We start from the raw sequence: 21,906 nt of genomic DNA on the forward strand, positions 1-21,906 counted from the left end.
CACGCGGTCAGATCCACCTCGGGAGCATGGTGGGGTCAGACCAGGGGCCACGGCCAGCGGTGGCCGTCGGTGTCGTCGGCCGGGTACACGCCGGCATCGAGCAAGGCGCGGGCTCGAGTCATCATCGCGTCGACCTCGAAGGCGTCGAGCAGGCAGGCCAACTCGATGGGCGGCCCCGTCTCGAGGAAGGTGTCGATGCTGTCCATCAGCGACTCGGGCACCGGCTCGCCCACGAAGTCCCACATGACGGTGCGCAGCTTGAACTGGGCGTGGAAGGACAATCCGTTGTCGATCCCGTAGATGCGGTTGTCGGGACCGATCAGGCAGTGACCGGATTTGCGGTCGGCGTTGTTCCCGATGATGTCGAGCACGGCGATCGAACGCATGTCGTCCAGCCCGATACCGGCCTCGTGCAAGGTGAAGTAGTGCTGGGCGAAGTCGGCGTCGACGAACGCCTGAAAGGACCCCTCGCCAAACGGCCCGACGGCGATGGTGGTGGGAGGGATGACGTCGAGGTCGAGGGCCCGAGCGAGCCGGTACATCGCCGCCTCCCGCTTGTAGAGACCTTCGGGGAAGTCCCACAGGGGTCGCTCACCCTGGCCCGGCTTGTAGATGGCCTTCTGCTCGATCGGATCGCCGACCTCGTCGTGACCTCGGACCGTGACGAGGAGCGTGGCGTTGGAGCTGTAGGGCATGCGGCCCTCGACCTCGACCTCGCCGGACTCGAACAGCTCGATCAGCTGCTCGGGAGCCAGGTCGAACGGGGTGTCGGGCTCGGTCGGCATCGTTGGGTCAGTTCAACCGCGGGCAGACGTGCCCGTCGGGATCGAGCGGCCCACCACAGATGCGACACGGCGGTCGACTCTGGCTGACCAACTCGTCGACCGTGCGAATGAAGTTTGCCGCCTGGGCGATCGTGATGTTGGCGGTGCAACGAGCACCGCGGTCGTCGAACTCGTCGAACGAGTTGTCGTCGTCTTCGTCGTCGCCCTCGTCGGTGATGACCAGCTCCTCGACGAGGATCATGATCTCGCCGGGCTCGGCCGTGCCGACGGCGATCTGTCCGACGACCCACTGTGGTTCGACGGGGTTGACCAGGGCGATGGGCTGCGGTTCCCCTTCGGGCGTCGGAAGGTCGTCCAGCACGGTGCGCAGGAACGTGGCGAGCGCAATCGCCTGTTGCTTCTCCAGCTTGAACGAAACGTGCTGGTGCTGATCGCCGGCTTGGAGGAAGAAAACCCGCCGTCCCGGCTCACCGATGGCGCCGGCGGTGAAGTGGCTGGCGTTGCGGAAGTCGAAGGAATCAGACATCGGTCTCGCGTTCAGCTCGGGATCAGGGTGGAGAGGTCATCGCCCATCGAGTTGACCGCGAGGATGATCGGGCCGCCCGTGGTGTAGGTGATGGCCGAGATCGAGCACGGCCCGATGACGATGCGTTGGAACAGGTCGAGGTGGGTGCCCATGGCGTGGGCGACAGCGGCCTTGATCGTGTCGGCGTGCGAGGCGCACACGATCGTCTCGCCCGGATGTTTGGCCACGAGTTCGGCGATCTCGTTGGTCATCCGTTGCTGCATCTCGGTGAACGACTCACCGCCGGGGAAGCGGAACCCGCTCGGGTAGCGCTGGACCTGATTCCACTCGGGGAGCTTGTTGAGGTCGACCAGCTTCTTGCCGGTCCAGTCGCCGAAGTCGGCTTCGATGAGACCCTTGCGAACGCGAACTCGCTGTCCGGTGGCCTTGCCGATCGGAGCAGCCGTCTCTCGCGCTCGTTCCATCGGCGAGCTGTAGACGGCGGCGATCTTGCCTTCGCCGAGTGCGGCGATGCGATCGGCGGCCCGCTGCGCCTGGGCGACGCCTTCGTCACCGAGATGCAGACCCTTGGCTCGTCCGGGGAGGACCTGGCCGGTGGTCGGCGTGCGGCCGTGGCGTACGAGCAACACGGTGGTGGGCTTCGGCCCGCTCGACGCCGCTGCGTTCTTGGCCGCGGCCTTCTTCTTCGACGCCGTTGTCGCGGCCTTCTTGGTGGCAGCGTTCCTCGTCGCGGCCTTCGTGGTCGAGGAACGTTTGGCGATGGGGGACTTCGGTGCGGGTGCCATTGGACTGCACGGTACCTACGGTTTTGGCGTGGCAGCAGATCGATCGAAGGCAAAGCCGGCAGCGAAGCCAAAGCCGGCAGCGAAGCCAAAGCCGACGGCGAATGCGAAGCCGGCAGCGAATGCGAAGCTGGCAGCGAAGGCGAAGCCGGCAGCGAAGCGGGGCGACGACCTCGCCGTCGTCGCGAGTGAGGTCTCGAACTGTCGCCGCTGCCCGCGCCTGGTCGAGTGGCGTGAACAGGTGGCGGCCGAGAAGCGTGCGGCGTATGCCGACTGGGAGTACTGGGGGCGGGGTGTGCCCGGTTTCGGCGATCCTGCCGCCAAGCTGATGGTCGTCGGGCTGGCGCCCGCTGCGCATGGCGCGAATCGGACGGGGCGGATGTTCACCGGCGACCGCAGCGGTGACTGGCTGTACCGGGCGATGTTCCGTGCCGGCTTTGCCAACCAGCCCGAGAGCATCGATCGAGGTGATGGGCTCGAGCTTTCGGGCGCGTATGTGACCTCGCCGGTCAAGTGTGCTCCGCCCGCCAACAAGCCGTCCACGGTCGAGCGCGACACGTGCGCTCCCTTCCTCGACCGCGAGATCGCCCTCCTTGACCCACAGGTCTATGTGGCGCTCGGCGGCTTCGCCTACCAAGGCCTCGCCACCTACCTCGGGATCAAGCCTCGCCCGGCGTTCGGCCACGGGGTCGAGGTCGAGTTCGGCGACGGGCGAGTGCTGCTCTGCAGCTATCACGTCTCCCAGCAGAACACCTTCACCGGCCGCCTGACCGAGCCAATGCTCGATGCCGTCTTCTCGCGCGCCCGAGAACTCCTCGACGCCCGCCCCACATGACCCACCAGTCCCGCCGCGTCGATCGCTCCCGTTCTGTGCGTCAAACCCACCGCTATCCCCGAACTGTGCGTCATTCGCGTCGCCTGCGGGAAGTGTGACGCACAGAACGGGTGGGGGTGGGAAGTGTGACGCACAGAACGGGCTTCGCGGGCGGGTGGGGCGAGGACCGCGGTGACGAAGCGCGAGTACGATTCGGCTCGTGCCCGTTGCCCGCCTCGTTGCGCCCGCCCTCTTTGCCGCTGCGGCGCTCGTGGCTGCGGGCTGTTCCGAGGAGGCCCAGCTCGACTTCCAGCAGGAGAACGCCGACGGGTTCATGGCCGGTTGCGCTTCCACGACCGACGACCCGGTCATCCAGGTCGAGCTCTGCCAGTGCGTGATCGACACCGCGCAGGTGCGCCTCCGCTTCACCGAGTTCGAGGAAATGGAAGCCGAGCTGAAGGCCGAGGTGCCCGAGGGTGAACCGCCGCCGCCGCTCCCACCGGAGCTGGTCGAGATCGTGGCCGAATGTGTCATCGAGGTCGGCGAGCTCTGATCGAGGAGCGACGGTGACCGAGGAGCGGTGCCCCGGCCCTCGGTTGTCGATGGCTGCGGTGTCGTAGGTGCCGTGGCGTTGGAGCGCCGATGGCTGCTGCTGCCGTTGGGGCGCCGATGGCTGCCGTGCCGTTGGGGCGCCGATGGCTGCCGTGCCGTTGGGGCGCCGATGGCGCAGTGCTGTAGGGTCCGGGCGTGACCGATACCGCAACCCCCGCCACGAACGCACCGGCGAAGAAGGAGCGTTGGACCTTCCAGTGGAAGGAGCTCTACGACGAGGTCATCACCTCCGGCCTCTGCACCGGCTGCGCCGGATGCGTGATCTCGTGCCCGCACGACGTCATCGGCTACAAGCACGAACCCGGCCAGTACAAGCCGTTCCATCTCGAAGACGAGCTCGGTCCCACCAATTGTGGTCACGGTGAGAAGGGCTGCACCTCGTGCACCCGGGCGTGCCCCCGGTTCCGTGACTGGGAGAGCGAGGCCAACGAGCACCTCTTCGGGTTCGACCGCGAGGCCGATGCGATGGCCGGGATCTACAAAGACATCATGCTCGTGCGGGCGAAGAGCGATGCCATCTACGAGAAGGGTCAAGACGGCGGTCTCGTCTCCCAGATCCTGATCTGGTGCCTCGAGAACGACATCATCGACGGGGCGCTGGTCTCGATGCTCGAGGGGGGAGCGGGCTGGAAAGCCACTCCGGGGGTGGCCACCACGGCCGACGAGGTCCTCGCCGGCGCGGGGAGTCGCTACACCTACTCGGCCAACACGATCGCCTACGACGAGGCCCGCGAGCGTGGCCTGGAGAACCTGGCACTGGTCGGCATGAGCTGCCAGGCCTCGATCGGTCCCGTCATGTGGCATCGAAAGATCGGCAAGGTCGGCAAGCCGATCAAGCTCAACATCGGGCTGCTGTGCTCCAAGAGCTTCGACGACTCACTCTTCGACGAACTGTTCGGCATCAAGTACGGGCTGAACAAAGAAGACATCGTGAAGATGAACATCAAGGGCGTCTTCCAGATCTGGATGAAGAACGGCGACTACCACGAGATCAACCTGAAGGAATGTCACGCCTGGACCCGTGAGGGCTGCAACCACTGCCCGGACTTCGCAGCGGAACATGCCGACATCTCGACCGGCGGTATCGGCGAACTCACCGACTGGACGCTCACCATCGTCCGGACCGATCTCGGACGAGCAATCATCCAGGCGATGATGAACGACGGCGTCATCGAAACCCGACCCGGCGACGACGATCCCGGCGCCATCGCGCTGATGCACAAGCTGGCGCAGAAGAGCCGGGAGCGGTGGCCGGAGTGGGCCAACGGCGCGGCCCGCGTCGGTTTGCCGGCCCCAAAGAAGAAGTAGCGGGTCCGAGGAGAGCGACGCCGAGCGAGGGTGTTCCCCTCAGCAAGCGATCGCTCAGCCGACTGCAGTCTGTACCGCCCCCAGCGTCGCGTCACGCAGATCGGTGGCGGCTGCGGCTGCGAGTCGCTCGGTCAGCCCCAGGGGCGTTGCGCCCATCATCGTCTCGCCGGTGCGGTGGTTGATGATCGTCGCTCGACCGTCGGGTGCGATGAGCATCGAGGTCGAGCACCGCACAGGGATTTCGCTTGGATCGTCGGCCAGGATGACTGCGCCGGCCCCGCACGATTCGATGAGGGCGGTGCCGAGTGAATCGTCGAGCTGTTCGACCCCATCGACGAAGAGCAGCGGAACGGCAAAGTCGCCGCCGCCTTGGGTGTGGGGCAGTTCGTCGGCCCAATGCCACGCCTCGGCTCGGTGCCACGGAGCGAGCACGGCAATCTCGAGGTCGCTCGGCGCGGTGAGCGTCGCCAGCGAGACCATGATCTGGCGAGCCACGGCCAGCCCGGCGGATCGGTCACCGACGATGGCGAGCGCGCCATCGCGAAGGTTGGTGGTGACCGAGGCGGCGACGAGGTAGCGAAGATCGTCCAGCGCGATGGCGCTGGCGTTGGGGATCCGGGCGATGTTGTCGAAGCGTGGATGCCACGGGAGTTCGGCGTGGGCGATGCTGACCCGGCCGAAGTCGGCGTCGTCGAGACGGCGCGTCCACCGTTGACCGTCGTCGCGCTTGGCGATGGTGAGGAGCTCGACCGGGTCGGGGTTCGACCGTCGGTGTTGGGCCATCACCACTCGTCGCGCAGCCGACACTCGCTTGCGGAGCTCGTGGGTGAACGCGTCGGGATCGATGGCCGGCGACCGATCCGGCACGGGGATGACCGGCTCGGTGATTGTGCCGTCCGTGCGCAGCGTGACTCGACGCCGAGGTGTGTCGGAGCGGCGTCGAGTCACGGCGAATCGGGCGTCGCCGACGTCGATGATGGCGGCGCCCACGAGCGTCGGGCCATTGGCCGCGACGCCGTCGAGCCGGACGGTCCGCTCGCCGGGTGTGAGCCGGACCATGCCGTTGGTGTCGAGATCGAGCTCGAATTCGACCCGTCCGGGCGCCACACCGAACCGGGTGCGACCCACCGAGAGAGGGAACACGGAGCCGGAGGTGAGTCCGGAGATCTGGCGGAGTTCGAGCGGGCTCGGACCGGGGCGGGTGACGAGGTCGGGGCCGGAACCGATGTCGGGAAGACGATCGAGTTCGATCCCGAGCGGCACGGTGGCTCGGGAGTGGTGGTTCCGGTCAGACATCGGGGTCTTCTTCGGCCAAACGGACTTTTTCCTTGAGCGAACGTGGGAAAAAGTGCTCAAGTTTCGGATCTGTAGCCGATATGCCCCGACGAGCCCCCTTCGCGGTCGTTCAGCCGACCGCGAGTTGGGCGGCCTCGCAGGCCTCGCGTTGCCAGCAGCCGACCATGTGGTCGTTGACGATGCCCATCGCCTGCATGGCTGCGTAAGCCGTGGTGGGTCCGACGAACGAGAACCCACGGCGCTTGAGCGCCTTGGCCAGCGCCACCGATTCCGGGGTGGTCGCAGCCACCTCGCTCATGGTTGCCGGCCGGTGCCGAGTCTTGGGCCGATGCGACCACATGAGGTCCTGCAGCTGTTCGCCGTTCGCCTCCATGGCGAGCACGGCCTGAGCGTTGTTGATCGTCGACCGGATCTTTCCCTGATGGCGAACGATGCCGGCGTCGGCCAGCAGGCGTTCGACATCGTCGTCGTCGAACGCAGCAACGAGGTTGGGGTCGAACCCGGCAAAGGCGGCGCGGAAGTTCTCGCGCTTGCGCAGGATCGTGATCCACGAGAGCCCGGACTGGAAGCCCTCGAGGCACAGTTTCTCGAACAGTGTGGTCCGATCGAGTACGGGCCGCCCCCACTCGTGGTCGTGGTAGTCGACGTAGTCGGGTGTCGAGGCACCCCACCCACAGCGAGCGTTTCCGTCGTCTCCGATCACCACGTCGTTCATCGGGTCAGGTTAGCGACCGTCCAAATGGCCCACCGCTGCCGGTGTTCGGGCAGGTCACAGCGTCGTGTTGGACAAAACTTGACCGGTGGGTCAAGATTGGCGACATGGACCTCGACTACCCCCAAGAAGCTGAAACGTTCCGCGGCGAGATTCGCAGCTGGTTGGAGACCAACCTTCCCGCCGGCTGGACCGACGACGATTTCGAGATGTCCGACGACGAGCGCGAAGCGTTCGTTGCGGAATGGACCGAGAAGCTCTTCCAGGGCGGCTGGATCTGCGCCTCGTGGCCGAAGGAGTACGGCGGCAAGGGACTGAGCACCATGGAATCGGTGGTGCTGTCCGAGGAGTTCGCTCGGGTCGGCGCGCCGATGCGGGGCGACTTCTTCGGCGACACCCTCGTCGGCCCCACCATTTTGCAGTGGGGCACCGAGGAGCAGAAGAAGGAGTTCCTGCCCGGCATTCTCCAGGGCAAGATCGCATGGTGTCAGGGCTTCTCCGAGCCCGAGGCCGGTTCCGACCTGGCGTCGCTGCAGTGCAAGGCCGAACTCGACGGCGACGAGTGGGTCATCAACGGACAGAAGGTCTGGACCACCCGGGCCCAACACGCCGACTATGTCTTCCTGCTCGCCCGCACCGATCCGAACGTCGCCAAGCACGCGGGCATCTCCTACCTCCTCGTGCCCATGGACCAGCCGGGCGTCGAGGTCCGACCGATCAACCAGATCGACGGTTCGCAGGAATTCAACGAGGTCTTCTTCACCGACGCCAAGTGTGCGAAGGACAACGTCGTCGGTGGCGTGAACAACGGCTGGAAGGTCGCCATGACCACGCTTGGTTTCGAGCGAGGCACCAGCGCCACTACCGGCTACCGACGCTTCGAGACCGAACTGAACGCCATCATCGACACCGCACGCGAGAACGGCAAGATCGACGACCCGGTGATTCGCCAGCGCATCGCTGCGGCGCACACCAAGGTCCAGATCATGAAGGTCAACGGCCTCCGCTCGCTCTCGGCCACCCTGCACAAGAAGAAGGACTTGGGCGTGGCGGCGCTGGGCGCCACCAACAAGATGTTCTGGTCGGAGTATCACCGAGACGTTATGGAACTGTGGACCCATGTGGCCGGGATGGACTCCCTCGTCCTCGACGGCGTGTACGACCCGGACAGCTCCAACCCCAACCGGCAGCGGGGCAAGGCCAGCTACCCGGTCAACGCCATGCAGGCGTCGTTCTTCTTCAGCCGTTCCGAGACCATCTGGGGCGGCACGGCCGAGGTCCAGCGCAACATCGTCGGCGAGCGCGTCCTCGGCCTCCCCAAGGAACCCAAGTAGCCGCGAATCCCCGGCGTTACCCCCGGCAACGTTGGTGCGGGGAGCCTCGTTTTGATGCTCCCCGTACCAACGTTGCAGCCTGAACAACGGGAGATCGACGGACTTGATTCCTCGCGTTCATTACGTTACGATTCGTAACGTAATGAACGCGAGGAGACCGATCATGAAGTACGGAGCGGTGGTGGTCCTCCGCTTGCTGCCGGCGTGGCTTGCGCTCGATCGAGGCACGAGGAATGCGAAGGCCGAGCCACTGCAAGTCGTCGTTGCTCGCTATGCCGGCGAGGTCGAGATGGACTGGTTCGATGCTGATGCGCTCGGCTCGGGGTACACCGACTGGGTGCTGTGCCGATTCGACGATCTCGATCGCTACCACGCGATGTGGGAGGAGCTGCGTGACCTCGAGTTCTTCTTCCATCCCTACGCCGAGATCATTCAGGTCCTCCTGGGCCTGAACGATGGCTATCAGCGTTTCGAGGCCGGCGAATTGTGACGCCGCCGCCATCGGCCGGCGGGAGATCCGACCGCATCGGCCGTCCGAGACTGATCGAAACCGACGCTGTGATCAACGCCGCGACTCGGGAGCTGCTGAGCGATGTCGGCTTCGTGGACCTGACGATCGAAGCCGTGGCTCGGCGGGCCGGCGTCGGGAAGCCGACCATCTACCGTCGGCACGCGTCCAAGGCGGCGCTCGTTGCCGCTGCGCTGATGGAGGTGCTCGAGGGCACCAATCCCGAGGTGCCGGATACGGGCGACGTCCGCCTCGACGCTCGACAGCTGCTGGCAAATCTTGCGCGCGCGGTGAACACCGAGTTCGGCACCGCAGTTCGAGAGATCCTCTCGCCGGCGGCGCGCGACCTCGAACTGCAGTCACTCTTCGATGCCGCCGTGACCGAGCGTCGAACGATCATCCGCACCGTGATGCGACGAGCGGAGGACGAGCGTCGGCTGCTGGCCGCCGACGTCGAGACGGCGATCGACCTCGCCCTCGGGGCCATCTACTTCCGATATCTGTTCACGGCCGAAACTCTCGACGACCAGTTCGTTGGCCGTGTCGTCGACTCGGTGATCGCCCCGAACTAGGCCGCCGAACGGACCCGGCGTAATCTGCCGAGATCGACGGCAATGGCCTCCTTGGGGTGCGAGACTCTCGGGCGTGGACGTGATGATCGCCGTCGAGTCGCCCGACACGCCTGATGTGGTCGAGTTGCTCGAAGCCCATCTTCGGTTTGCCGCGGCAACGTCGCCGGCCGAGCATGTGCACGCGCTCGACCTCTCGGGATTGCTCGATCCCGCCGTCACCTTCTGCACCGCTCGAGCCGATGGTGCGTTGCTTGGCGTCGGCGCCCTTCGAGATCTGGGTGAAGCGAGCCGAGCTGAAGTCGATGCACACCGCCGTTGCCGCTCGGGGAAGAGGGGTGGGACGGGCGATGGTCGACCACCTCGTTGCTGTCGCCCAGGCTCGAGGCGTGCGATGGGTCGGGCTCGAGACGGGGACGATGGAGGAGTTCCTCCCGGCTCAACGGCTGTATGCCTCGATGGGCTTCGAGCGTTGTGCGCCCTTCGACGCCTACACGGTGAACCCCTACAGCCTCTGCATGGCGAAGACGCTGGAGCCGGGCCGATGAGAACCATCAGCACGATCGAGGTCGACGCCAACGGCATGAGCTTCACCGCCGACGCCTCGCCACGGACGGGCGCCGACCTCGTGCTCTTCCTCCACGGTTTCCCGCAAACCCGCTACGCATGGCGAGCCGAGCTGCCGGTCCTCGCCGATGCCGGCTTCGACGTGTGTGCGCCCGACCAGCGTGGCTACTCCGCCGGTGCGCGACCGTCGGACATCGACGACTACCGGATGGAGCTAATTGTCGCCGACGTCGTGGCGCTGGCCGACTCGCTCGCCGCTCCGCGGTTCCATCTCGTCGGTCACGACTGGGGTGGCCAGATCGCCTGGATCACGGCTGCGCTCCACCCGGACCGCGTGCGCTCGCTCGCCGTGCTCTCTCGCCCTCACCCTGCGGCGTTCGTCCAGGCGTTGCGGGCTGATGCTGCCCAGAGCCGTCGTTCTGGCCACCATCAGAGCTTCCTTCGTCCCGAGGCGACCGACGAGTTGCTCGCCGACGATGCGGCCACCCTGCGCCGGATCTACGACCGTAGCGGTGTGCCACCCGCCGATGCCGACGCCTACCTGGAGATCCTCGGTGCATGGGCCCCACTCGACGCGGCCGTCAACTGGTACCGCGCCGCCGGACGATCGTCGATCAAGGCCGCCGACGTGGCCGGGGCCTCCGTGCCAACGATCTACGTGTGGGGTGATGCCGACGCCACGGTTGGCCGCAGCGCGGCGGAGGCGACCGCCTCGATGGTGGAGGGCCCGTACCGATTCGTCGAGCTGGCGGGCGTGGGCCACTTCATCACCGACGAAGCCCCCGGCGCGGTTGCCCCGCTGCTCCTCGAACATCTCGGCGCCGGTTGATCGACCGTTGACGGCTGGGCTCTCGGAACACCGCACCATACGTTACGAATCGGAGAGTGCTGCGCTAGCGTTCACCACGCCATGAATCGCCCCACCGATGGCTCGACGCCCCGAGCCAACCCGCCTGGCGCCCCGGCCAGTCCTGCTGCCCCCACGCGGCGGGCGATGACGCGCCCGAGCCGCAGCTGGTTCGAGCGCGGCGTGATCGCGCTCGGTGTTGTCGGCATCACCACCAGCCTCATGGGTGCGGGTGTGATGGCCTGGGGTCTCGACAAGTACGAGGCGATCGGCAGTGTCGAGATCGGCAGTGTCGAGGCGGCCGAAGTCGGTGAGCCCTCCAACTGGCTGCTGGTAGGCACCGACTCCCGAGAAGGCATCGATCCCAACGACCCAGGGGCCGGCGTATTCCTCGGCGAGGGTGCGCCCGAGGGCAAACGTACCGACACGATGATCGTTGCCCGGGTGGATCCAACCACCGGCCGGATCGACCTGTTGTCGATCCCCCGCGACCTCTACGTTCCGCTGGATGGCGGCGGCGAGGGACGCGTCAACAGCGCCTTCAACGGCGAGGGTGGCGAGGAACGGCTGGTCAACACGATCGAGTCCTATTTCGGCATCGAGATCAACCACTACGCCGAGGTCAACTTCGTCGGCTTCCAGGACATCGTCGAGGGTCTCGGCGGCGTACCGATCTGGTTCGACTACCCAATGCGTGACGCAGGGTCGGGCCTCAACGTTCCGAATGCCGGGTGCCAGGTGCTCGACGGCTTCCAGTCACTCGCGTTCGTCCGCGGCCGCCATGTGGAGTATTTCCAGGACGGCAGCTGGCACAGCGACGGCACCGGCGATCTCGGCCGGTCGAGTCGTCAGCAGTACTTCATCCGCAGGGTGGCCGACACCACGCTGCAGAAGATCAACATCGCCGAGATCGGCACGCTCAACAATGTGTTGAACATCGCCGGGGCGAACCTCACCATCGATGGTGGGGCCGAGATCGGTTCGCTGCTCGCACTGGCGAAGGCCTTTGGTGGCGTCTCCGGCGACCAGATCGTCGGGCACTCGTTGCCGGTCTACGACTTCCGCACCTCGGCGGGAGCGGCCGTGCTTGGTCTCGAGCGCGAGCTGGCCGAACCGACGCTCGCCATCTTCCGGGGCGAAGAGCCGACCGAGGTCACCGCGGCGCCGGTGCCGGTCATCTACCGCGTCGAGAACGGTTCGCGGATTCCCGGACAGGCGTCCGAAGCGGCGAAGGCGCTCAGCGCCCTCGGTATGAACGTCGAGACGATCGACAACGGACCCACGTCCGAACGCACGGTCGTTCGCTATCCCTCGTCGATGGCCGCCGGTGCGGCGAAGCTCGGCAGCTATCTCATCAGCGGACCGGCCTACGAGATCGATGAGACCCTCACCGAGGTCGTCCTCCTGACCGGCACTGACTACCAGGGCCTGCTGGAAACGCCGCGCGAGTCCGTCGAGTTGCCGACACCGCCCACCACCGCTCCGGTCGAGGTGGCGCCGGTCGAGACGACGACCACCACCGCAGTCGGCGTCGTGCCCGGTCCGACCCCTGAAGGCACCGCCTGCGGTTGATCGCCGTCAGAGCCGACTGATGAGCAGTTTGGCCACGGCGGCCGGATCACCATCGGCAGGAGTGAAGCGATGCTCCGGATCGAGCGGCGCCTCGTAGGGGTCGTCGATCCCGGTCATGCCCTTGATCTCGCCGGCACGTGCCTTGGCGTAGAGGCCCTTGGGATCGCGCTGCTCGCAGATCTCGAGCGGGGTGTCGACGAAGACCTCGGCGAAGACCACATCGGCGGCCTCATGGAGGGACCGGGCGAGCTGACGGGCCGCCCGATAGGGGCTGATCAACGGGACGATCGCAACGACGCCGGCATCGGCGAACAGTCGAGCCACGTGCGCAACACGGCGGACGTTCTCGTCGCGGTCGGCGGCCGAGAATCCCAGATCGCCGTTGAGCCCGAAGCGAAGGTTGTCGCCATCGAGCAGGTAGGCCGGACGGCCGGCGGCAAGGAGTTGACGCTCGACCTCGACCGCCACCGACGACTTGCCCGATCCGGACAGGCCCGTGAACCACAGGGTCATACCGGACGAACCGGTGGCCGCCCAGCGATCGGCCCGAGCGACACCGCTCGGATGCCACACGACGTTCTCGGTGACAGGATGACTCGACGCTGGGCCACTTGCCGGTTCGGGGTTGGTCATCAGCGGATGATCATGCCGGCGGCGACGGTGACGTTGGTGCTTTCGTCGACGAGGATGAAACTGCCGGTCTGGCGGTTGCGTCGGTACTCGTCGTAGAAGAGGGGCTGGGTGGTACGCAGGGTGACCCGGCCGATCTCGTTTAGCGTGAGTGCTTCGGCGGCTTCGTCACGGTGCAGGGTGTTGACATCGAGCCGGTAGTGGAGGTCTTTGACCATGGCCCGCGCCCATTTGGTGGTGTGCTTGATCGCCAGTTTCTGTCCCTTGCGGAGCTGGGAAGCATCAGCCATCCAACACACCATCGCTTCGAGGTCTTGGCCGACCTCGGGCTGGTTGTTGGGCCGGCAGATCATGTCACCACGCGAGATGTCGATCTCGTCCTCGAGACGGATCGTGACCGACATCGGGGGGAACGCCTCGGGGATCGGCTCACCAGCAGCATCGATCGCCTTGATCTTCGAGGTGAACCCCGACGGCAGGACCATGACCTCGTCACCGGGGCGCATCACCCCACCGCGCACGGTGCCCGCATAGCCCCGATAATCGTGGTGTTCATCGGTTTGGGGGCGGATCACGTACTGGACGGGGAACCGGGTATCGACCAGGTTCCGGTCCGAGGAGATGTGGACCTCTTCGAGATGGTGGAGCAGGGTCGACCCCTCATACCACGGCATGTTCGCGCTGCGGTCGACCACGTTGTCTCCCAACAGGGCCGACATCGGGATGAACGTGAGATCGGGGACATCGAGCTTGGTGGCGAACTCGGCGAACTCGGCCCGGATGTTCTCGAACACGGCCTGGTCCCAATCGACCAGGTCCATCTTGTTGACCGCCAACACCAGGTGCGGGATCCGCAACAACGACGCGATGAACGCGTGACGGCGGGACTGCTCGATCACTCCCTTGCGGGCATCGATCAACACGATCGCCAGATCCGCGGTGGAGGCCCCGGTCACCATGTTCCGGGTGTACTGGATGTGCCCGGGGGTGTCACCGATGATGAACTTGCGCCGCGGGGTGGCGAAATAGCGGTGGGCGACATCGATCGTGATGCCCTGTTCCCGTTCGGCTCGTAGACCGTCGGTCAACAACGCCAGATCGACACTCTCGGCGCCGCGAGCCAACGAGGTGGCCTCGATCGATTCCAACTGGTCTTCGAAGATCGACTTCGAGTCGAACAACAACCGGCCGATCAGGGTCGACTTGCCGTCGTCCACCGACCCCGCCGTGGCGAGCCTGAGCAACTCCATCAGAAGTACCTCGTTTCGCTGCGGCTTCCGCCGCAGACCTGTGTGATCGGAGCCGGCATCAGAAGTACCCCTCCTTCTTACGATCTTCCATGGCAGCCTCGGTGCGCCGATCATCGGCACGAGTGGCGCCACGCTCGGTGATCCGAGTCGCCCCCACTTCCTCGATCACCTTGTGGATGTCATCAGCCGGGGAATCCACCGCCCCCGTACACGTCGCATCACCGATCGTGCGGAACCGCACCATCCGCTCCTCGAGATCCTCCCCCGGCAAACGAGTCACGAACGGCGAGTCCGACAACCACATCCCGTCCCGGGCGAACACCTGCCGGCGGTGGGCGTAATAGATCTCGGGGATCTCGATCTCCTCGTCACGGATGTAATGCCAGATATCGAGCTCGGTCCAATTCGAGATCGGGAAGATCCGGAAATGCTCACCCATCGAATGCCGCCCGTTGTACAACGACCACAACTCCGGACGCTGACCCTTCGGGTCCCACTGGCCGAACTCGTCACGGAACGAATACACCCGCTCCTTCGCCCGAGCCTTTTCCTCATCACGGCGAGCACCACCGAACAACGCATCGAATCGATGCTCCTCGATCGCATGCAACAACGCCGAGGTCTGCAACCCGTTGCGAGACGCCCGAGGACCGGTCTCCTCCACCACGTTCCCCGCATCGATCTGGTCCTGCACCGAGGCCACGATCAACCGCAGCCCCTCGTCGGCCACCCGACGATCCCGATAGTCGATCACCTCGGAGAAATTGTGGCCCGTGTCGACATGCATGATCGGGAACGGCACCCGGGCCGGCGCGAACGCCTTGATCGCCAGATGCAACATCACGATCGAGTCCTTACCACCCGAGAACAGCATCACCGGACGCTCGAACTCGGCCGCCACCTCACGAATGATGTGAATCGCTTCAGACTCCAACGCGCGGAGATCACTCAACAGGTAATTCGTGTTCATCATCGAACCCTCTATCGGCCGGCTGGGTGTCAATGTTACGCCTTGGTCCACCGGGAACGGGCTGGGCAAGGTCGCCACACCGAATGAGCCGCCCGACCGAGGCCCTTGTCAGCTGGTGAGGCTCCCGGCACCATGACCATACGACGGTGCTCAACAACGAGATCGAGTGACCGATTGAACCCTGTCCGCCCATCCTCTCGACGAAAGTAGGCACCCATGGCCGACGGCGATTCCGTCGTTGACGTGTCTGAATACACGAGCGTTCTCCGGCGCTGGTGGCCGGTGATCGCCGGTGCCGCCGCGATTGGTGCGGTGCTCGGGTTCCTGGTGCTCCAGCTGCAGACGCGCGTCTATGAAGCCAGCGCGCGAGTCGAGGTCCGGCCGCTCGTGATCGCGGGTGACAGCCCGAATCTCGACGCCGCCCGCCAGATCAACACCGACACCGAGCGGGCGATCGCCGAGTCGCAGCGAGTCACCGAGCGCGCCCTTGCCCTGATCGAGGCTCGCGACACCCTGGGTGCGTCGACGTTCGACGACCCCGATGTCGTTGCCGCCGCCGAGTCGATCGTCATCGATCCCGACGTGGCCCGGTCGGTCGCCGAACAGATCGACGTCACGGTGAACTTCGACTCCAACATCTTGGTGTTCACCGCGTCGGGCGGGAAGGCCGAGCGTTCCCGTGATCTCGCACAGGCCGCCGCCGAGGCCTACCTGGACTATCGCCGCGACGCCGGTCTCGCCAACACCGAGCAGGCACGGGTGCAGCTGACCGAACGCGAAGCCGCCCTCCTTGCCGAGCTCGAGACGCTGGCGGCCGACATCGCCGCCGCCGGCGACAACGGCGCTCGGGTTCGTGCGCTCGAATACCGAGAGATCTCGAAGCGAGAAGAACTCGCAGGCATCGGCTCGAAGCTGGCCAACCTCGGCGCCATCAGCGTCGATCCGGGGGAAGTTCTCTCCGACGCCGGATTGCCCGATGCCAAGACCGGTATCCCCGCCGCCGCCGGCCCGTTCAGCGGCGCGCTGGTGGGCGTGATGCTCGGCCTCGCCGTGGCGTTCCTGCTCGATCGTCAGGACGATCGGGTTCGTACGGCCACGCTCGAACTCTCCAGCATGGGTCTTCCGTTGCTGGGCTCGGTTCCGGTCGGCAAGGGCCTGTTCAAGGGCGGGAACGGTTCGGCGATCGCCGAGATCAACAGCGAAGAGGGCGAGGCGTATCGCCGGGTCCAGGGTTCGCTGCTGTTCAACCTCGACCAGGCCGACAAGTCGATGGTCCTCGTTGCGGGAACGAACAACCCGCACTCGGCCACGACCGTGGCCGCCAACCTGGCCACCGCCGCCGCTCGATCCGGTCGTCGCACCCTCCTGGTCGGCGCCGACCTTCGTCGTCCGAGCATGCACGAGCGTTTCGGTCTCGACAATGACGCCGGCCTCAGCGACGTGCTGTCGGGTCAGGCATCGCTGTCGAAATCGATCAAGATCCTCGAGAGCGTCCCCAACCTCCAGATCCTCACCTCAGGTACACAGGTCGCCGACCCGGCTCGCTTGCTGCAGGGTGAGGCGTTCGGCCGACTCGTGGCCAGCGCCCGCAGCGAGTTCGATCTCGTCGTGTTCGAGGCCCCGCCCGTCCTCCAGGTTGCCGACGCCGTCGACCTTGCTCGACTCTGCGAGGGCGCAGTGCTCGTGATCGAGCCCGACCGGGCGACCCGGTCCGGTGTCGCCGACTCCGTCGAGCAGCTCCGCCGTGTCGGCGCCGACGTGCTCGGCACGGTGGTTGCCGAAACCAGCCGTAGCTGATCCAGACTGTCCCCGTGACCGCACCGTCGATCAACCGGCCCTACCGGCCGGCGATCCCACGTCCCGAGGCCGACGCGCCACTGCCGACGTGGCCGGTCACGGCGATGATCACCTTGATGCCGGTGTGGTTCCTGCTCGGGCTGGCCGGGTTCACCTGGGTCCTCTTCGCCCTCCCGATGGCCGCCTCGCTGGTGCGGCGGCGCGAACTCGTGCTGCCGAAGTCCTTCGGGCTCTGGATCCTGTTCCTGGTGGCGGTCGTCGGTTCCTCGATGAGCATCGACGCCGCCGACCGGATGGCCGGCTGGGTGCTGAGGTTCGGGTACTACGTCGGCGCCACGGTCTTCCTGCTGTACGTGTTGAACGGCGGCGAGAGCGTCTCGGTATGGAGCACAGTCCGCGCCTTCGTGTGGCTCTGGATGGCGACCGTCGTCGGCGGCTACCTGGCATTCTTCCTGGGCGAGACCAGCTTCGCCTCGCCGATGGCCTACCTGATGCCGGCCGGCCTTCGGGCGAATGAGCTGATCGGCACGCTGGTCACACCGAGCTTCGCCGAGGTGCAAGACATCATCGGGTTCCCAATCCCCCGTCCCAAGGCACCGTTCCCTTACACCAACTCGTGGGGCTCGATGCTGGCCCTCCTCACGCCGTTCGCCCTGATTGCCCAGCGTGAAGCACGGGTTGGGTTCTCGAACCGGTTGATCCGCATCTTCTTGATCGCCGCAGTGATCCCTGCGGTCGTGTCACTCAACCGCGGCCTGTGGATCAGCTTGGGGCTGGGCATGGGTTATGTGGCGCTTCGTCTCGGCGCTGCCGGCCAATCGAAGGCGCTTCGCAACACCCTGATCGCACTGATGGGTCTGGCGCTCGTGCTGGTGTTGACGCCGTTGGGCGACTTGATCGTGACCCGCTTCGCCACCGGCCACTCGAACAGTGATCGCCTCGAACTCGTCACCGACGCCATCGCCGGAACGGTCGAACGCCCGGTGTTCGGCTGGGGTGCGCCGAGGCCGAACGACCGGAACCTGCCGTCGGTCGGCACGCACGGCCAGATGTGGTTCGTGATGTTCTCGTATGGGTTTGCGGGCGCGCTCGGGTATTTCAGCGCCTTCACGGCCTGGGCGTGGCGGACGAGGCGCCAAGTATCGGTTGCCGGACTGTGGTGTCATGCCATCATCCTGATCGGGTTGATCCAGGCGTTCTTCTACCTTCACGTGCCGCACCAGATGTTCACCATGCTCGCCGCCACTGCCCTTGCCATCCGCATCCAGTCCGAGGACGCCGAGCAGTACTCGTGATGCGTCTCTGGCGGGCGGCAGCCGTCTCGGGAGTGTGCCTGGTTGTCGCGGCGTGCACGACGGTCGAGGGCGGTGGGGATCTGCGCTCGACCGCGGAGTCGACGGTCGCCGACGGCGGAACGCCCAGCACCGATCGGGCGTCGCTTCAGGCCCAGAAGAAGCCGTTCATGGCGATGTCGGTGCCGCGCAGTCGCTATGAGACCATCACGGCTGTCGAAGCCGATGTCGGCCAACGGCTCGACCTGATCCGCTGGTTCCAACGCTGGGACGACGACCTGTCGTATCCCGACATGCAGCAAGCGATGGCGGAGGGTCGGCGGGTCCACCTGTCGGTGCGTCCGGCAGGAAGCGCAGGCCTGCTCGTGCCGTGGCGCGATCTTGCCGATGCCGAGCCCGGTACGGCGGTGTACGACGATCTCGTCGCCTGGGTCGACCGGATGGCGGCGCTGCCCGATGGGTCGTATGTGACCCTGAACCACGAGCCGGAGACCCGCGACTCGGCGGCGAACGGCACGGCCGAGGACTTCAAGGCGATGTGGCGTCGCTGGAATGAACTGCTCGACGAGCGCGGTGGCGGGCATCTGCAGACCGTGTGGGTGCTCACCGGCGGCGCCTTCAACGGCCCGGTGGCCGATCAGTGGTATCCCGGCGACGAGAGCGTCGACATCGTCGGGGTGGATCCCTACAACTGGTACCTCTGCCAGGGCAGCGTCCGGGAATGGGTGGAGTTCGCCGACCTCGTCGCCCCGGCATTGGCCTTTGCGGAGGCGCACGGGAAGCCACTTGCCGTCGCCGAGACGGCGAGTGTCGAGGACCCCGCCCAACCAGGGCGCAAAGCGGAGTGGATCCGGAACGCCGCGGCCTACCTCGCCGATCCCTCGGTCGCCGCCAAGTTCGAGTACGTCTCGTGGTTCAACGTCACGGCGCCCGGTGGCACGTACCCCGACTGTGTCTGGGACTACGACACCAGCCCCGAATCCCGAGACGCCTTCGTCGAGCTGGTCAGAAGGCTGGGAGACGGTTGAGGAACCGCGCTGGAACGAGTTCCTGCAGTCCGATCCGATCCCTCATCACCAGCAGCCACGCAACGAGTAGCGGGAGCGCAATGAGCGCCGTGAGCGCCGTGCCGACGAAGGTCGAGGGTGTGAGCAGCCCGATGGGGACCACGGTGGCGATGGATCCGACAGCGGCGATGAGCGACGGGCTGGCAACCTGCATGAAACCGATGTCGCGGTAGACCAGCACGCTGGCGACGGTGTTCTGCACGGCAACGCCGGCAGCCCAGGCGATGGCGGCGCCGACCAGACCGAAGGCAGGAGCGAGCATCGCCAGCAGGACGAGGTCGGTGGCGATCGCCAGCGTGACGCCGAACAGCGACGCCTTGCTGCGTCCGAGCATCAGCAGCATCAGGTCGATCGGACCGGCGAAGGCGCTGACCATCATGCCGAGGGCCAGGATCGGCAGGATGTTCGCATCATCGACGTAGCGATCGTTGATGAGTTCGGCGAGCGGTTCGGCCTTGATGGCGACGGCGACGAAGTAGGGCCAGGCCAGTGCCACCACCCAACCAGTCGTGCGCTGGAGGAGTTGTCGTGCCCGGTCCATGTTCTGGTTCGAGATCGCTCGCCGGAGATGGGCCGACATCGCCTGGGCCACGGAGAAAATCAGGAAGTTGCCGGCGCTGATGTAGCGGCTGAGCGATCCGTAGATGCCGGCCGGGCCGGAGCCGAGCAGCGCGCTCACGATCACGACGTCGATGCGTTCGAGTGCGATCTGCATCGTGGTCGACAGCGCTCGGAAGCGGGTGTAGCCCCAGAATTCCCGACCGGTGACGAGTCCCGGACCGTGATGCTGGAACCCGCCGAGACGAGCGACGGCGACGATGGCGACCCCAAGGCCGATCAACACGGGAACGGACCACGCCACGGCAATCGCGGTGGCCGAAGGATCGCCACGCCAGAACTGCAGACCGAGGAGCACGATCTGGCCACCCGGCCGCAGGACTTGGCCGACCCCGACGGTCGGCCCCATCGTCCCGAGACCTCGTGAGGCACCAAGAAGGGCCTGGGTCAGCGCCCAGGTCGGCACGACGACGGCGAACACGCGCAGCATCGATGTGAGGTCGCCGGCTGCGTCGTCGGAGACGAGTCGGCCGAACGGCCCGGCAACCACGAACAGCACGACCCCGAGCCCGATCGACAACGCTGCGACCGGTCGGAGCGCAAGGCCGATCAATGCGCGCGGATTCGGCTGGTCCCCCCGCAACGCCTGGGGGAGGAAGTAGACGAGGCTGGTCATGGTTCCGAGACTCGCCGAGTTGCCGAGGATGGTGGCCACCGCCGTGCCGGTGAAGAAGACACCGGCCAACGCATTGCTCGAGCTCGAGACCAGGATGGCGATGACGAAGTTGGCAACGGTCGTGACCACTGCTCCGAGCAACGCCAACGACGACGCAGCAGCCGTCGACTGTGACGAGCCGAGGGGCTTGGTGGTCGGCGACCCGGCGGTGGCGGGCTCGGTCATGGGTGGCCGATGCGTCGTTGCAGCACGTCGATCAGATGCTGTTCGAGCGGAGCGAGGTGCTGGGGCTCCCATCCTTCGCCGGCGAGCCTTCGCTCGCGCATCAGCAGTTCGCAGAAGTAGAGGTCGGTGATGGCGGCTGCAGTGACGGGGTCGGCGACGGGTGTCAGGATCGAGGCGGCGTCGGACTCGATCGCTGCGATCGCTGCGGCCTCTTGCGCCGGGCCGCTGCGGCGGACGAGTTCGAACGCAATGTGCAGGGCGTCGAATCCGATGGGGCGGTGGTCGTCGCTGAACTCCCAGTCCCAGATGCCGGTGCTGGTGCCGTTGGTGGCGGTGTTCCACGGTGTCAGGTCGCCGTGCCACAGCCCCAACTCGATGCGGACCTCGGCATGGCGTTCGACGAGTCGATCGAGATCGACGACTTCGGCGACCCCCAGCTCGCGCGCCTGAGCGAGCATCTGGAGTTCGGGCAGCGCTCGGATTTCGTCGGTGCCGAGGCGGGCGATGGCCGCCAGCGTTTCGAAATCGAGTGGGCCGCGGCGTCGAGCGAACACCGGCGTGTCGACGGGAGCGGTGACGACGATGTGGATGTCATCGAATCGGTGATCGAGGAGCACCGGCGGAGCGCTTGTGCCCGGGGGCATGCGACCGTCGACGTGGCGGAGCCAGCGGGCCTCGTTGGTGATCAGTTCGGTGGTGAAGGGCGACCAGCCGACCTTGGCGAAGCCGACGGTTTCGCCGTTCGGCCGGAGGAGCTGGATGACCGGTTTGCGGTTGCGGCGCCGAGGTCCGAGTCCGATGGCCGGCACGAGTTCGCTCTCGCCGAGCATGGCACCGAGTTGTTCGATGCGGACGAACGACGGGAGGTCGTGTCGCTCGCCGGGCGCCCGATCGAGCACGCCGAACTGGCCGAGAAGTTGTCCGGCCAACACGACGCCGCGTTGCTTCCACGAACGGTCGTCGTGGTAGCGCCGCATCGATCCGGCGGCGGCGCGTCGTGGGCGCAGCGGGACCAGGAGTTCTGCCTGCTCGAGCGAGGGACGGCACAGGTAGGGGCGGGCCGCGCCACGTCCCGGGCCGCCGAGCATCGAGGTGACCCAAGCGAGCTCATTCGTTTCGGGTCCTGGCAATCCGCGACTCATGTGCTTTCAGTTTCGTCATCTCCTGGCGAGCCTTAAACCCTACGTTCGAACTGCCGAAAGATTGGTG

At 66.2% G+C, this 21,906-nt stretch carries 22 protein-coding genes; 12 read left to right on the plus strand and 10 right to left on the minus strand.

The window, feature by feature from the left end:
* Positions 1-35 precede the first annotated feature (35 nt).
* From R2733_12945 to R2733_12955, 3 genes are read right to left on the minus strand one after another with little or no spacing between them, the layout of a single operon-like run.
* A complete protein-coding gene (locus tag R2733_12945; GenBank protein ID MEZ5377406.1) occupies positions 36-785 on the minus strand; it encodes a phosphatidylinositol kinase in 750 nt (249 codons plus the stop codon).
* 7 nt (positions 786-792) lie between these two features.
* Entirely contained in the window at positions 793-1,311 is a 519-nt protein-coding gene (locus R2733_12950; GenBank protein ID MEZ5377407.1) for a DUF3090 family protein, read from the minus strand.
* Positions 1,312-1,322: 11 nt separating this feature from the next.
* The gene (locus tag R2733_12955) at positions 1,323-2,096 is read right to left on the minus strand and encodes an MSMEG_4193 family putative phosphomutase (protein MEZ5377408.1); all 774 of its coding nucleotides are present in this window, start codon (positions 2,094-2,096) and stop codon (positions 1,323-1,325) included.
* Between the two features lie 28 nt (positions 2,097-2,124).
* Here R2733_12955 and R2733_12960 point away from each other — a divergent pair, with 28 nt between their 5' ends.
* The 3 genes from R2733_12960 (at position 2,125) to R2733_12970 (ending at position 4,827) form a co-directional block, all read left to right on the plus strand.
* Positions 2,125-2,928: a uracil-DNA glycosylase gene (locus R2733_12960; protein MEZ5377409.1), complete on the plus strand. Its 804-nt coding sequence runs from the start codon at positions 2,125-2,127 to the stop codon at positions 2,926-2,928.
* Between the two features lie 199 nt (positions 2,929-3,127).
* Positions 3,128-3,460 carry a hypothetical protein gene (locus R2733_12965; GenBank protein ID MEZ5377410.1) on the plus strand — a complete coding sequence of 111 codons (333 nt, stop codon included), beginning with the start codon at positions 3,128-3,130 and terminating at the stop codon, positions 3,458-3,460.
* 194 nt (positions 3,461-3,654) lie between these two features.
* Positions 3,655-4,827: a Coenzyme F420 hydrogenase/dehydrogenase, beta subunit C-terminal domain gene (locus tag R2733_12970; GenBank protein MEZ5377411.1), complete on the plus strand. Its 1,173-nt coding sequence runs from the start codon at positions 3,655-3,657 to the stop codon at positions 4,825-4,827.
* Between the two features lie 54 nt (positions 4,828-4,881).
* Here R2733_12970 and R2733_12975 read toward each other — a convergent pair whose 3' ends face one another.
* Complete coding sequence (locus tag R2733_12975) at positions 4,882-6,123, minus strand: hypothetical protein (GenBank protein MEZ5377412.1); 1,242 nt, start codon at positions 6,121-6,123, stop codon at positions 4,882-4,884.
* A gap of 109 nt (positions 6,124-6,232) precedes the next feature.
* On the minus strand, positions 6,233-6,838 hold the full coding sequence (locus R2733_12980) for a DNA-3-methyladenine glycosylase I (GenBank protein ID MEZ5377413.1): 606 nt from the start codon (positions 6,836-6,838) through the stop codon (positions 6,233-6,235).
* A gap of 104 nt (positions 6,839-6,942) precedes the next feature.
* Between R2733_12980 and R2733_12985 the strand changes: the two genes are divergently transcribed.
* The 6 genes from R2733_12985 to R2733_13010 all read left to right on the plus strand — a co-directional run bounded on the left by R2733_12985 (position 6,943) and on the right by R2733_13010 (position 12,232).
* Positions 6,943-8,169: an acyl-CoA dehydrogenase family protein gene (locus R2733_12985; GenBank protein MEZ5377414.1), complete on the plus strand. Its 1,227-nt coding sequence runs from the start codon at positions 6,943-6,945 to the stop codon at positions 8,167-8,169.
* A 163-nt stretch (positions 8,170-8,332) separates the two neighbouring features.
* Positions 8,333-8,659 carry a darcynin family protein gene (locus tag R2733_12990; protein ID MEZ5377415.1) on the plus strand — a complete coding sequence of 109 codons (327 nt, stop codon included), beginning with the start codon at positions 8,333-8,335 and terminating at the stop codon, positions 8,657-8,659.
* A 68-nt stretch (positions 8,660-8,727) separates the two neighbouring features.
* Complete coding sequence (locus tag R2733_12995; GenBank protein ID MEZ5377416.1) at positions 8,728-9,249, plus strand: TetR/AcrR family transcriptional regulator; 522 nt, start codon at positions 8,728-8,730, stop codon at positions 9,247-9,249.
* Between the two features lie 251 nt (positions 9,250-9,500).
* On the plus strand, positions 9,501-9,794 hold the full coding sequence (locus tag R2733_13000) for a GNAT family N-acetyltransferase (protein MEZ5377417.1): 294 nt from the start codon (positions 9,501-9,503) through the stop codon (positions 9,792-9,794).
* Positions 9,791-10,642: an alpha/beta hydrolase gene (locus tag R2733_13005; GenBank protein ID MEZ5377418.1), complete on the plus strand. Its 852-nt coding sequence runs from the start codon at positions 9,791-9,793 to the stop codon at positions 10,640-10,642. Before R2733_13000 ends, R2733_13005 begins: the two co-directional genes overlap by 4 nt.
* An 81-nt stretch (positions 10,643-10,723) precedes the next feature.
* Positions 10,724-12,232: an LCP family protein gene (locus R2733_13010; GenBank protein ID MEZ5377419.1), complete on the plus strand. Its 1,509-nt coding sequence runs from the start codon at positions 10,724-10,726 to the stop codon at positions 12,230-12,232.
* 6 nt (positions 12,233-12,238) lie between these two features.
* Here R2733_13010 and cysC read toward each other — a convergent pair whose 3' ends face one another.
* From cysC to cysD, 3 genes are read right to left on the minus strand one after another with little or no spacing between them, the layout of a single operon-like run.
* Entirely contained in the window at positions 12,239-12,865 is a 627-nt protein-coding gene (cysC, locus tag R2733_13015) for an adenylyl-sulfate kinase (protein MEZ5377420.1), read from the minus strand.
* Positions 12,865-14,112: a sulfate adenylyltransferase subunit CysN gene (cysN, locus tag R2733_13020; GenBank protein MEZ5377421.1), complete on the minus strand. Its 1,248-nt coding sequence runs from the start codon at positions 14,110-14,112 to the stop codon at positions 12,865-12,867. The genes cysC and cysN overlap by 1 nt, the downstream gene beginning before the upstream one ends.
* A gap of 58 nt (positions 14,113-14,170) precedes the next feature.
* A complete protein-coding gene (gene cysD, locus R2733_13025) occupies positions 14,171-15,082 on the minus strand; it encodes a sulfate adenylyltransferase subunit CysD (protein ID MEZ5377422.1) in 912 nt (303 codons plus the stop codon).
* A 243-nt stretch (positions 15,083-15,325) separates the two neighbouring features.
* Between cysD and R2733_13030 the strand changes: the two genes are divergently transcribed.
* From R2733_13030 to R2733_13040, 3 genes are read left to right on the plus strand one after another with little or no spacing between them, the layout of a single operon-like run.
* The gene (locus R2733_13030) at positions 15,326-16,879 is read left to right on the plus strand and encodes a polysaccharide biosynthesis tyrosine autokinase (GenBank protein ID MEZ5377423.1); all 1,554 of its coding nucleotides are present in this window, start codon (positions 15,326-15,328) and stop codon (positions 16,877-16,879) included.
* 14 nt (positions 16,880-16,893) lie between these two features.
* Complete coding sequence (locus R2733_13035) at positions 16,894-18,174, plus strand: hypothetical protein (protein ID MEZ5377424.1); 1,281 nt, start codon at positions 16,894-16,896, stop codon at positions 18,172-18,174.
* Positions 18,174-19,199, plus strand: a complete 1,026-nt coding sequence (locus R2733_13040) for a glycosyl hydrolase (protein MEZ5377425.1) — start codon at positions 18,174-18,176, stop codon at positions 19,197-19,199. Before R2733_13035 ends, R2733_13040 begins: the two co-directional genes overlap by 1 nt.
* Here the strand turns inward: R2733_13040 and R2733_13045 are convergent.
* Together R2733_13045 and R2733_13050 are read right to left on the minus strand one after the other, a co-directional pair.
* Positions 19,177-20,697 (minus strand): polysaccharide biosynthesis C-terminal domain-containing protein, encoded by a 1,521-nt coding sequence (locus R2733_13045; GenBank protein MEZ5377426.1) that lies wholly within the window; start codon positions 20,695-20,697, stop codon positions 19,177-19,179. The genes R2733_13040 and R2733_13045 overlap by 23 nt on opposite strands.
* Complete coding sequence (locus R2733_13050; GenBank protein ID MEZ5377427.1) at positions 20,694-21,839, minus strand: hypothetical protein; 1,146 nt, start codon at positions 21,837-21,839, stop codon at positions 20,694-20,696. Before R2733_13050 ends, R2733_13045 begins: the two co-directional genes overlap by 4 nt.
* Positions 21,840-21,906 lie beyond the last annotated feature (67 nt).

Source organism: Acidimicrobiales bacterium (assembly GCA_041394265.1).
In the GTDB taxonomy this organism is placed as follows: Bacteria; Actinomycetota; Acidimicrobiia; order Acidimicrobiales; family SZUA-35; genus JBBQUN01.